This window comes from Microcoleus sp. PH2017_24_DOB_U_A, from assembly GCF_020738205.1.
Lineage (GTDB): Bacteria > Cyanobacteriota > Cyanobacteriia > Cyanobacteriales > Microcoleaceae > Microcoleus.
On record NZ_JAEQCT010000151.1, the window covers coordinates 1 to 11,744 of the forward strand.

11 protein-coding genes are annotated in these 11,744 nt (G+C 45.3%); 6 read left to right on the forward strand and 5 right to left on the reverse strand.

Annotated elements, in window-relative coordinates:
• Positions 1-313: 313 nt before the first annotated feature.
• The 5 genes from JGK07_RS30830 to JGK07_RS30850 all read right to left on the reverse strand — a co-directional run bounded on the left by JGK07_RS30830 (position 314) and on the right by JGK07_RS30850 (position 7,333).
• A complete protein-coding gene (locus JGK07_RS30830; RefSeq protein ID WP_293226559.1) occupies positions 314-3,460 on the reverse strand; it encodes a CHAT domain-containing tetratricopeptide repeat protein in 3,147 nt (1,048 codons plus the stop codon).
• A gap of 411 nt (positions 3,461-3,871) precedes the next feature.
• Positions 3,872-4,231: a DUF5615 family PIN-like protein gene (locus tag JGK07_RS30835; protein ID WP_293186906.1), complete on the reverse strand. Its 360-nt coding sequence runs from the start codon at positions 4,229-4,231 to the stop codon at positions 3,872-3,874.
• Entirely contained in the window at positions 4,228-4,563 is a 336-nt protein-coding gene (locus tag JGK07_RS30840; protein WP_293186907.1) for a DUF433 domain-containing protein, read from the reverse strand. The genes JGK07_RS30835 and JGK07_RS30840 overlap by 4 nt, the downstream gene beginning before the upstream one ends.
• A 221-nt stretch (positions 4,564-4,784) precedes the next feature.
• Positions 4,785-6,089, reverse strand: coding sequence for an aspartate aminotransferase family protein (locus tag JGK07_RS30845; protein ID WP_293214204.1), 1,305 nt, complete (start codon positions 6,087-6,089; stop codon positions 4,785-4,787).
• Between the two features lie 206 nt (positions 6,090-6,295).
• A complete protein-coding gene (locus JGK07_RS30850) occupies positions 6,296-7,333 on the reverse strand; it encodes an adenosine deaminase (protein WP_293192595.1) in 1,038 nt (345 codons plus the stop codon).
• Positions 7,334-7,783: 450 nt separating this feature from the next.
• Here JGK07_RS30850 and JGK07_RS30855 point away from each other — a divergent pair, with 450 nt between their 5' ends.
• The 6 genes from JGK07_RS30855 to JGK07_RS30880 all read left to right on the forward strand — a co-directional run bounded on the left by JGK07_RS30855 (position 7,784) and on the right by JGK07_RS30880 (position 11,231).
• A complete protein-coding gene (locus tag JGK07_RS30855) occupies positions 7,784-9,124 on the forward strand; it encodes an adenylosuccinate synthase (RefSeq protein WP_293186910.1) in 1,341 nt (446 codons plus the stop codon).
• Positions 9,125-9,358: 234 nt separating this feature from the next.
• The gene (locus JGK07_RS30860; RefSeq protein WP_293192597.1) at positions 9,359-9,517 is read left to right on the forward strand and encodes a hypothetical protein; all 159 of its coding nucleotides are present in this window, start codon (positions 9,359-9,361) and stop codon (positions 9,515-9,517) included.
• A 24-nt stretch (positions 9,518-9,541) separates the two neighbouring features.
• Positions 9,542-9,760 carry a hypothetical protein gene (locus tag JGK07_RS30865; RefSeq protein WP_293192599.1) on the forward strand — a complete coding sequence of 73 codons (219 nt, stop codon included), beginning with the start codon at positions 9,542-9,544 and terminating at the stop codon, positions 9,758-9,760.
• A gap of 56 nt (positions 9,761-9,816) precedes the next feature.
• Positions 9,817-10,131 carry a hypothetical protein gene (locus JGK07_RS30870; RefSeq protein ID WP_293186913.1) on the forward strand — a complete coding sequence of 105 codons (315 nt, stop codon included), beginning with the start codon at positions 9,817-9,819 and terminating at the stop codon, positions 10,129-10,131.
• Positions 10,132-10,198: 67 nt separating this feature from the next.
• Positions 10,199-10,393 carry a hypothetical protein gene (locus JGK07_RS30875; RefSeq protein WP_293186914.1) on the forward strand — a complete coding sequence of 65 codons (195 nt, stop codon included), beginning with the start codon at positions 10,199-10,201 and terminating at the stop codon, positions 10,391-10,393.
• A gap of 238 nt (positions 10,394-10,631) precedes the next feature.
• Entirely contained in the window at positions 10,632-11,231 is a 600-nt protein-coding gene (locus JGK07_RS30880; RefSeq protein WP_293186915.1) for a 50S ribosomal protein L25/general stress protein Ctc, read from the forward strand.
• Positions 11,232-11,744 lie beyond the last annotated feature (513 nt).

An 11,744-nucleotide genomic window follows, 5' to 3' on the forward strand; every position in this document is an offset into this window, starting at 1 on the left:
TGATCTATATTACCTGTTTATCTTGCACTTTTTTCTCCCTCGCGCCATCTAAACCTATGCCACGCAATATGTGATTGATTTTTCAGCAAGCCCTAATTACCCGGCGGTTGAAACCGCGTCTACACAAACAAAACCCGCCTCCGCGGGTTGAAGATTCTACACAATGATTTCTCATCTCCGAATACCATCTTCGTCCGCGGAGGCGGACATCGTTTGTGTAGCCGCGGTTTCAACCGCCGGGGCCCTCACCACCGCCGAAGACCCTCTTCCCTCTTCGTCCGCGGAGGCGGACATCGTTTGTGTAGCCGCGGTTTCAACCGCCGGGGCCTTCTTCACCCACCGCCGGGGCCGGGCCCTCAACCGCCACAGAATCCCTAGACAAACCCAATCGAATCTTATTTTCCTTCAACGTCTCATAAAACTCCCTCACCACTTCCTCCGGCGCATCACTATCCGTCCCGCCCGCACCCGCTTGATAAATTTCATTCTCTAAATTCTCTTCAATTTGAGGCCGACTTTCGCACCAATCCTTGATTCTTTCAGCGATCGCATTCACATTATCCATCGCACCAATATCAATCGCTGCTAATTCTGCCACAAATTGCGGTTCCGATATTTTCAATAACTTACTAAAAGCCGCCACAATTTCTTCAGGTTTCGCATCATCGGGAAGTGACATGACTAATCTCCTTAAATCTGTTTTTTCAGTTGACAGCGGTAAAGTTTCGGTTTCGCCAATTAGCGTAAATGCAGCCCAAGCTATCGGACTCGGAAATCTAGCTTTTGTGGTTAGCATAGCACACCGCAAGGCCGCTGCTCGATTGTCGCCCCGTGCTAAATTTTGGTAGAATTCCGTCATTAGCAACTTGGCTGAAATCACTCCCATATTCCACAGGGAAACGATGATGCTGGGGACTCCGGCGAGGATGAAGCAGCGCGACAATCCGATGACTCCATCTCCAGTGATTTTACCGCGGCCGGTGCTGCACGCGCTCAATACTACGAGTTCGGAATCGAGTTTTAATTGCAGGATATCCACAGCATGAATTGCGCCGTCGTCATCTCCTGATGGTGCTAAAATTATCGCGCCGGGAATGCCGGAACTTTGGAAATCGTCGAGGAGTCCGTGGGCGGATAAATGGACGATGCGCGTGTTTAGCATCCTGTCTAAAATGGCGACTTTTGTGGCATTGTCTCCGCTAATTGCTTGGGTTCCTAAAGTTGCAGCGATGGCTTCGGCGGCTTCTTTTGCCCTGGGGATTTGGCGGAGTTTGTAGGGGTTTTCGTTGAATTTGGTGGCGATAGTTGGATCACCGACAATTAGGGCGGCTTGTCTCAATCCTCGGACTCGGTTGTGATGTTCGCGGGTGATTTCTAATACTTGGATGGATGGGCTGGTGAGGATGGTGTGATGTTCGATTAGGTAGCGGTTGTTGCTATCTTGCAAGGCGGCGAAGGGAACTAAAAATAAGTCATAGTGGGGGATGAAGATGATGGGGGAATTGGCATCGGTGGGGAGTAAGTCGATGATTGGTTCGATCAGGATTTGATGGAGGAGTTGCAGTAGGGGAAAGCGGCCTGTTTCGTCTCGTTTGTACTGGGATTCTAGTTTAATTTTGTTGCCTGCGTCGTCGGTTTCTTCGGTGCCTATGGAGACGCGGGTTTTGAGGATGATTTGTTTGAGGGTTTGGTTTTGTTGGTTGAGGGGTTCGAGATTGGCGGCGCGATGGGTGATGTTGCCGTTTGGTTGGATTACCCAGATGTAAATGATGTCTGGATCGATAATGGAATATTCAACTATTGTGGAGTTTCTGTCGCGGGCGATTTGTTGGATTTTGGGGATGGATAATTTATTTGTTTCGTTATTGGTTGGTAATTCATTTGTTAATAAGGTTTGTTGCAATAATTCGACGAAGGCACGGGTGCGGGACATTTCGGATATTTCTAAGGCTTCGTCAAATTGTGATCGGGCGACCAAGACTTGTTGTAGGAGGCGATAGGGAAATATTTGGGTTTCAAAAATTGAGGCTTTGTGGTCGTTATTGACTAATTCTGAGCGTAGGGTTTCATGAATTGCGATCGAGGCAAGGAGTTGTAATTCTGCTTGTTCAAGCCAATGATTTTCCAAAAGAATGAAGATTTTTTTAAGAATGAAGGCTAGGATTTTGGGAATACTTTTATAACGCATCCTAAGTCCATTGCTGATTTGATAGTAAATATCGCCCAAATTGCTGAGGTTAACGGCTTCTCCATGTCTACTTCCGATTTCACGTTCAATCTCTAAAGACTGTTGGTGAAATTCGATAGCCCTTTGTAATTGCCCTAGGGATGCGTAAGCCAATCCCAAACTGGCGAGGGAATTAGATTCCCATTGTCTACTGCCAATTTGTCGTGAAATCTTTAAAGACTGTTCGATTAATTTGATTGCTTTGTGTGTGTTTCCTAAAGAATAGTAAACTAAGCCCAAATTGCAAATGGAAGCAGCTTCTCCTTTACTATCTCCGATTTCGTGTTTAATCTCTAAAGATTTTTCGTAAAATTCTATCGCCTTATAGTATTCCCCCAGAGATTCGTAAGCAAAGCCCAAATTGTTAAAGGAATTAGCTTCTCCTTGGCGATTGCCTATTTCTAAGTCAATGTCTAAAGACTCTTCATAAAATTCGATCGCCCTGTGGTATTGCCCTAGGGAATTGTAAGCCAAGCCCAAATTGTTGAGGGAATTCGCTTCTCCATCGCGATTTCCGATTTCTAAGTCAATGTCTAAAGATTGTTCCTGAAATTCGATTGACTTTTGATATTGTGATAAAAGTCGGTAAACATTGCCCAAATTGCCGAGGGACGCAGATTCTCCCCGACGATTTCCGATTTCTCGTTCGATCTGTAAAGACTGTTCGTAAAATGCGATCGCCCTGTGGTATTGTCCTAGGGACTTGTAAGCTAAGCCCAAATTGTCGAGGGAATTAGCTTCTCCTTGGCGATCTCGGATTTCCCGTTTAATCTCTAAAGACTGTTCGTAAAATGCGATCGCCTTGTCGTATTGCCTTAAAGAATTGTAGACTAAGCCCAAATTGCCGAGGGAACCTGCTTCACCTTCGCGATCTCCGATCTCCCGATAGATAGTTAATGCCTGTTCACAAGACTGCAAAGCTTCTCGAAATTGACTGATACTATACTGCCGATCGCCTTGTTCTAACAGTCTATCTGCTTCTGCTTTCAGTGCAATTCCCGCTAGGAAATCTCCATCCACCTTACCCAGTAGCCCTGCAAAATTTTTCAACCAATTAGCATTATTTAATTTACCTTGTTCTCTGAGATTATCCGCCTCTTCTAGCATTGCCACCACCAAGCCATCATCCAGCAATTCCGGGTGAGTTTTCAATATCTCCGCTTCATCGCCACTGTCACAGTTTAGAAGTTGACTTATCAGGTTGAGATAGGCTTGTTGGCGATCGGAGTTCATGGCGATTTGGGATTTGGGATGGTTCTATCTATTCATTTATTATCGGTGAAACTCATCTGTTTGGGGCGGGCGATGGCAAGATTGTTGTAGGTGTGGCGAGAAACCGGGTTTTTTCGAGAATCCTTCGTTACAGTCGAAGATTTCGGCAAAAACCCGGTTTCTGAGATTTTGGGTGTGGCCAGAAACCGGGTTTTTTCCGAGGATATCGATACACAGCCTAAAGACTGCGAAAAACCCGGTTTCTTTGGTTTATGTCGTAGTCTTGGATGCGCGGGGTGGCGAGAAACCGGGTTTTTTCCAGAATAGTTGGTTACAGTCGGTGATTTGGGCAAAAACCCGGTTTCTGAGATTTTGGGTTTTGGTCGATTCCCTACGGGATAGCTACGCTTAACGCACTTTTTCAACAATCTTTTATAATGGTATCCAATCCAACTTATCAATCCATTCTTCAGCCTCAGAAGTCTCCCAAACCATCACAATTTCTTCTGCCCATCTGCCTAAACTCGCACTTGGACGCACCCAAAAAAGTCCCCAAATTTGTCCTCCCGTCGCCCAATATTCTGTCAAATGTCCTGGAATACTTTTGCGGTTATCCGTTACCAATAGCCTTTGTGATGATTCCAAATAGCTGATAATTTCTGGATCGAGGGTTCCTAAGGTTGGTGCATTTGCGTCCCCCACCCGCAAAATATCTATCTCCGGCTGGAGGTGCAAAACAGCACTTTTGAGCTTAGGTGGCAAATTTTCATCGAGTAAAAAACGAATTTTCACTTTAGTAGAATTAACTCCTGTTCTCGTTGTGCTTTGATTGCTCTCAAACGTTTTACTACATCAGAAGGTTCTTTAGCCAACCATTCCTGATAGCGTTCTTCCCGCCACTTCGCCAGCCGCAACATATAAGCATCCATCTGTCTGCGATTTTGCAGATAATAGGTTAGCGTCGCGTAAATCTTCTCTAAATTCAGAGTGGGTAATTCCACCAGAATTTGGTCGGGAGAATATCCATCCAAGTAATATTTAATCACGTCATCGATGCCGATCCGATGTCCTTTGATGCGGATGTCATCGGGGTCGAGAAACTCAAAATAGTCTTCTAGTTGCATCGGTTTATCTCCGAATACTTGGTTGATAGCATTTTATCATAAATTGGGATGTGCGGGGTGGCGAGAAACCGGGTTTTTGAACCGCAGATGATGGCGGATGTACGCTGATGGACGCGGATGAATGGATGTGTGGGGTGGCGAGAAACCGGGTTTTTTCGAGAATAGTTGGTTACAGTCGATGATTTGGGCAAAAACCCGGTTTCTGAGATTTTAGTTTAATCCTATTCCATCCCCTGCAAAACCCCAGTCAAAATCTCCACAATGCGATCGATATGTTCCTTCTCAATAATCAACGGCGGCGACAAAGCAATTATATCACCAGTCGTGCGAATCAACAACCCATTTTCAAAGCACTTTGTAAAACAATCAAAAGCCCGTTTCCCCGGCTTCCCAGCAATAGATTCCAACTCAATCCCCGCCACAAGTCCCAAATTGCGGACATCAATCACATGGCGAACTCCTTTGAAAGAATGCACTGCATCTTCCCAATAACCAGCAATCTTATCAGCCCGTTCAAATAACCGTTCTTCCTCATAAATATCCAGCGTCGCCAAAGCAGCCGCACAAGCCACGGGATGCCCCGAATAAGTATAACCGTGAAACAACTCGATCGCATTTTCAGGAGCATTCATGAAAGCATCATAAATTCCCTCCTTCACAAACACCGCCCCCATCGGCACAGTACCGTTAGTTATCCCTTTCGCCGTCGTCACAATATCGGGAATTACCCCAAAATATTCAGTCGCAAAACTCGAACCTAAACGCCCGAAGCCTGTAATTACTTCATCAAAAATCAGCAGAATCCCGTGCTTGTCACAAATCGCTCTAAGCCTTTCCAAATAACCTTTCGGCGGAATCAAAACCCCCGTAGAACCAGCCACCGGTTCCACAATTACCGCCGCAATATTCGACGCATCGTGCAAAGCCACAATCCCTTCCAATTCGTCTGCTAAATGCGCTCCCCATTCCGGCTGTTTGCGGCTGAAAGCATTGTGTTCTAAATTATGAGTGTGAGGTAAATGATCGACTCCCGTGAGCAAACTGCCGAAGAATTTGCGATTTGGGCCAATGCCGCCGACAGAAATTCCCCCAAAACCCACACCGTGATAACCGCGTGCCCTACCAATCAATCTTTGGCGAGTTCCCTCACCTCTAACTCGATGATACGCGATCGCAATTTTTAACGCAGTCTCCACCGATTCTGAGCCTGAATTAGTAAAGAAAACGCGATCGAAATTGCCTGGAATCAGCTTTACCAAACGTTCGGCTAATTCAAAAGCAGCCGGATGTCCCATTTGAAAAGGCGGCGCATAATCTAGATTTAAAACTTGTTGTTTAACTGCTTCGGCAATTGTCTCGCGGGCGTGGCCAGCATTCACGCACCACAGCCCCGCAGTACCATCGAGGATTGAGCGATTATCATCGCTGGTAAAGTGCATATCTTTTGCCGAAACTAACATTCGCGGATTCGCTTTAAACTGTCGATTCGCAGTGAAGGGCATCCAGTAAGCGTCCATATTTGTCATATCTTTTATCCTTTTTTATTGATGTTTCTGTTTCCCAAATATAACTCAATACGGTTCAGATCAAACGGCGGTTGAAACCGCATCTATACAAACAAAACCCGCCTTCGCGGGTTAAAGATGAAACGGCGGTTGAAATTACCTTATTTTCTTCAGTCCGCGGAGGCGGACTTCATTTGTGTAGACGCGGTTTCAACCGCCGTATCATCTTAATTTACGATCGCACCAACCGACTCATGCTGCAACAAACCAGTCAGCATCTTCACGGGCCTTTCGCCGTAGGGCCACGCAAAAGCATGACGGAAAGCAGCATCTTGACACGCTTGTAACTGCCGAAAATCAATGATATCCAAAGTCAACAAATTCTCGTACTCAAAAGGCAGCCGCACGTTGTGCAATCCCGCATTGTCGGTGCAAATGGCAATATCGACACCAGCTTCAAAACATCGATCGAACACAACCTTCAATTCCCGCATATCCTGCAAGGTTCCCGTTTTCAGATAGGTAGTCGGGCAAACTTCCAAGCATTGACCCCTACGCGCCACCTCTGGCAGCAGTTCGGGATATTTTAACGGAATTTGAATCCCGTGACCGATCCGCATCAGATAAGGCAAAAGTTCGGGATAGCAGCCAGAGCTTGTTTCGTAGAGATGTCCGGTGGTTTTAATGCCGATCGACCTTGCGTACTGGTACAATCCCACAAACTCATCCAGGCGATCGCCAATAGCAGCATCACCGCCCGCAAGATCGATCGCACAAACATATTCTCCCATTTGTGCAGCCAAATCTACGATCGCCCGATTCACCTCATAGGGTAAGCGCGAGTGCATACACAAAATTTGGCTAGTAACAATCGGACAATCACTAATTTGACTTGCCTTACCCACAACTTGGACAATTTCTGCCATCAAATCAATGCGTTTTGACTGATCCAAATGCTCAGGAGTCCGCAGATAAGGCGTATAGCGCAACTCCAAATAAGCCAGATTTTCAAACACGTAAGCGCCCCGCATCAACCGATAGATGAAATAAGGCAAAGTCTCAACAGTTTGCACGCTTTCCACCAGCGTGTGCAGTTCCAAATACTCGTCGAGAGTATTGCGCGGGCGAGTGTAAAACTCCTCAAATGCGGAATATTGTTGAAAGCGATCGACCATTTCGGCATTATGGCGATCGAAATACCGCCACAAAATTCGAGGAACCACAGAACCACCTAGATGTCGGTGCAACTCAGCGTGTAAAGTCATGCGATTTTAGATTTTAGATTTTAGATTTTAGATTGAAAGAATTGAAGGATTGAAGGAATTGAAGGATTGAAGGAATTGAAGGAATTTAAGGAATTTAAGGAATTTAAGGAATTTAAGAATTTGTAATTTAGTCCTAGACACATCAGTGGCCAGAAACCTGGTTTTCCCAAATACTAGCCAACAACCTCCAGCAGGTAAACTGTTCCCCATTTAAGCTACCCATTGGATTCCCATAAAAACTCATCAAATTCTCTCCCATTCTCCAATTCTCCCCCTCTCCCATTCTCCCCCTCTCCCCCTCTCCCCCTCTCCCCGGATCGTCCTGGTAGTCTTTTCTTGAGACCAATACAGCCTCACTTCTCTAAATTGTAACAAAAATTAATTTGACATCCGGGACGCATTCGTACATAATCGGAGTTTGTGTCAACCTGAACTGAACGCGAGAAACCCTTGGCTAACGTAGTTGTGATCGGCGCCCAGTGGGGCGATGAAGGAAAAGGCAAAATTACCGATTTGCTCAGCAAATCCGCAGATATCGTTGTCCGCTACCAAGGGGGCGTCAACGCCGGTCACACGGTAGTAGTCAACGGTCAAACTTTCAAGCTGCACTTAATTCCGTCCGGGATTCTCTACCCTGAGACAGAGTGTATCATCGGCTGCGGCACGGTAATCGACCCTAAAGTTTTAATAGCAGAATTAGATCAGTTAGAAAAACTGAATATTTCGACTGCCTCGCTGATGATTTCACAGACTGCTCACGTCACGATGCCCTATCACCGATTAATTGATGTAGCATCGGAAGAGCAGCGCGGAAATTATAAAATCGGCACGACGGGACGCGGTATCGGCCCGACTTACGCCGACAAATCCGAACGCACTGGCATTCGGATGCTCGATTTAATGGACTTGGAAGGTTTGCAAGAACAACTGGAATGGACGATCGAGCATAAAAACGTCATTCTGGAAAAACTCTACAATTTGCCGCCTCTAAATCCGCAAGAGGTAATTGATGAATATCGAGTTTATGCCGATCGTTTGCGGCCGCACGTAGTAGACAGTTCCCTAAAGATTTATGAGGGACTTCACAAGCGGAAAAATATTCTGTTTGAAGGCGCCCAAGGCACTTTATTAGACTTAGATCACGGCACTTATCCTTACGTTACTTCCAGCAATCCCATCGCTGGCGGCGCTTGTGTAGGAACCGGAGTTGGCCCCACAGCGATCGATCGAGTAATTGGCGTAGCAAAAGCCTATACAACCCGCGTCGGAGAAGGCCCATTCCCTACCGAAATGGTCGATGGAATTGGTGCAGTTTTGGGCGAGAGAGGTGCAGAATTCGGCACCACAACCGGCCGCAAACGGCGCTGCGGCTGGTTCGACGCAGTAATCGGCCGCTACGCAGTCCGCATCAACGGCCTTGATTGTCTCGCTGTTACCAAACTAGATGTTTTGGATGAATTAGAAGAAATCAAGGTTTGCGTTGCTTACGAAATTGACGGGGAACGCTGCATTGATTTCCCGAAAAGTTCGCGGATATTTGCTCGCTGTAAACCCATTTACGAAACCCTTCCCGGTTGGAAACAGTCCACGGAAGAGTGCCGCAATTTGGAAGATTTGCCATCGCAAGCCTTGGATTATCTAAAGTTTTTGGCAGATTTGATGGAAGTGCCGATCGCCATTGTATCTCTCGGAGCCAGTCGCGACCAAACTATTATTGTCGAAGACCCGATTCACGGGCCGAAGCGGGGATTATTGTCGGTTGATGGCACGGCTGTAGTAGCACAATCATAAAACTCATGCAACAGTAGCTGTAGAGTGCGTCGCCATCAAAAATCCCAAAAAAGAGCCACAATCTCGCAGCGACGCACCGCTGCATACAGTCTTTCAGGAAACAACCCTCCGTTCCACGCTAGCCCAACACTCATGATTGTTGCAAGACGAGGCGAGAATTGGTATTATTTACAGGGAGTCAAGTAAATGACTGACGAGGATGAACAGATAGCACGGCTATAAGTTCACAGGGACATGATTGGATGGCTTATAATGGAGTTGAGCAAAGAAGGAATAGAAGCCAAAAGAACAACCGGAAACAATCCCAAAGGTGATATTTTGATAGTCAACCAGCAAGATGTTCCGCGAATTAAACAGCTACTCCGTAATTTGCAGGTAGAATTCAATAGTTAATTTATCAAAAAAATATAAACAATAATGAATGAACCGCATATTGAAATTAAAGCCTGGAAAACCAAGAAAATAGATTCAACCAAAGCTAAGGAAATATGTCAAAAAGGAACTGTGATTGGAGTTATTACCACAGGAGGAATTACTAAACCTGCTAAAACTGTATTCGATCGAGCAGATATAGCTTGGGTAGAAAATTTTCCAGAAAGTAAGTTATTGAATCAGGAAGGTCAAGAGGAAAGCTAATGTTAGATCTTATTTTTTATACCTTCAAAACTGATCGACCGCCGCACTATATCGAAATGTCTGAAGACGTTTACGAGTGGTTGGCAAAATCAGAATTTTCCAAAATTGGCAAATCTGTTCCCAGAAATATTTTGATAGATGAAGAAGAGGAGAAACTACCTTTAGTTGAGTTAGATCGAGATATTCGCCAGAAGCTCAGAAGTTTTTTCCGCGATGCAATTATCTGCGAAAGCGATACCGTCCTCACCAAGCTGGGAGATTCTCCTCTCAAAGAAGAGTATCAATCAGCAACCTACCGTTTGAGGAAATTGCTAGACTTGCTAAAATGTGTTGAAAACGAAGATTATCAATATCTTCAACGAGTCCTTTAATTAAGTTAGTTCGATCGCCCTATCATAATAACGAGTTTTCAGATGTTTAGTGGGAGGAGCAATCCCAATGTTTGACATCAGTTTTTATTCAGCCAATGGTGAACCGTCTGATAGTGTAAGAATCACAGCAAATACTTACGAATGGTTGGCAAAGTCTGATTTTTCCAAAATAGGTGGCGCATCAATCGATACCGAAATTCACTTAGATGAAGAAAATGTAATTCTGCCTCTAGTTGAATTAAATCAGGAGATTCGCCAGTAGTTCAAGAAAATTTTCAGCGAAGCAATCATCAGTGAAAGCGATTTAGTTCTGACTAAGCTTGGTGATTCCCCTTCAAAAGAAGAGTATCAATCAGGAACGTACCGTTTGAGAAAAATGCTCGAATTGCTGAAGTGTGTGGAAAACGAAAATTATCAATACCTTCAGCGAATTTAATTGAACGCGATCGCACTACCACAATTCTGGTAAAATGTGAAAACAATCAACAGAAAGTCATAAAATGGAAATCGCAGTAGAATGTCAAAAGCGGGCAGAAGGCAGCAAACCTAACGCCCTCCGCCGCTCCGGATTGATTCCCGCCGTCCTTTACGGACACAAAGGCTCTGAATCCATTTCCCTTACCGTCAAAGCTAAAACAGTTGAAACCCTGCTCAAAAAACACGCAGTCAACAACACCCTAATTGATCTCAGCATTCCCGAACTCTCTTGGAGCGGAAAAACATTGCTCAGAGAAGTTCAAGTCCATCCTTGGAAAGGTTTTCCTTACCACCTGAGCTTTTTCTCCGTAGCAACTCAAGACAGCCTGGAAGTTGAAGTGTCTCTGCATTTTGTCGGCGAATCTGTCGGCGTCAAGTTAGAAGGTGGTATGTTGGAAACTGTGCTGACGCAAATCGCAGTTAAGTGCAAACCTGATAGCATTCCTGATGCAATTGAAGTAGATATTTCTAATTTGAAGGTAGGGGATGCGCTGCACATTCACGAATTAGTTTTACCTGCGGGAGCAGAAGCTCTCGGCGACCCAACTCAGGTGGTTGTTACCGTGTTGGGAACTAAAGCCAGCCCTGAAGAAGAAGCAGAAGAAGCAGCAGCCGCAGCTTGATCGGTAATTGATAAGATTTGCTAACTAATAGTTGACATCGAGGCGATCGCTTTCTCCAAAAAGGGCGATCGTTTTTTGCAAAAAAGCAGTTATAGTTTTTGGGCGATCGCACTTTGCTATATCCAATACGGTTCACTTAACACTATTTATGTGCCGGAGATCCCCCTCGCATCCCCCTTAAGAAGGGGAGTAGGGGTTGACTTTGAGAGCATTCTTGTCCCACCCCCTACTCCCCTTTTTTAAGGGGGGTTAGGGGGGATCAGTCTTAAGTGAACCGTATTGTGCTATAATCAGCCTTGAATCTGCTGTCGCACCCATTGACGAAAATCTATCTCTGCGGCAACTTCATCAATGAAAGCAGCTTCTAGAAACTGGTATAAATCAGTTTTTTCAATAATCGGAAAAGTCGGAGATCGATCGGTACGCCTCTAATCATCGATTTAGCGGACAAGAGTGGAAAACCCATACATATAACCATCATTGCGGTGAACAGTTTTGCAGTATTTGTGACGC

Coding starts and splice junctions, on each gene's coding strand:
- JGK07_RS30870 (WP_293186913.1), top strand. CDS start 9,817: ATGTCTGAAGACGTTTACGAGTGGTTGGCAAAATCAGAATTTTCCAAA.
- JGK07_RS30850 (WP_293192595.1), bottom strand. CDS start 7,333: ATGACTTTACACGCTGAGTTGCACCGACATCTAGGTGGTTCTGTGGTT.
- JGK07_RS30830 (WP_293226559.1), bottom strand. CDS start 3,460: ATGAACTCCGATCGCCAACAAGCCTATCTCAACCTGATAAGTCAACTT.
- JGK07_RS30865 (WP_293192599.1), top strand. CDS start 9,542: ATGAATGAACCGCATATTGAAATTAAAGCCTGGAAAACCAAGAAAATA.
- JGK07_RS30845 (WP_293214204.1), bottom strand. CDS start 6,089: ATGACAAATATGGACGCTTACTGGATGCCCTTCACTGCGAATCGACAG.
- JGK07_RS30875 (WP_293186914.1), top strand. CDS start 10,199: ATGTTTGACATCAGTTTTTATTCAGCCAATGGTGAACCGTCTGATAGT.
- JGK07_RS30840 (WP_293186907.1), bottom strand. CDS start 4,563: ATGCAACTAGAAGACTATTTTGAGTTTCTCGACCCCGATGACATCCGC.
- JGK07_RS30860 (WP_293192597.1), top strand. CDS start 9,359: ATGATTGGATGGCTTATAATGGAGTTGAGCAAAGAAGGAATAGAAGCC.
- JGK07_RS30880 (WP_293186915.1), top strand. CDS start 10,632: ATGGAAATCGCAGTAGAATGTCAAAAGCGGGCAGAAGGCAGCAAACCT.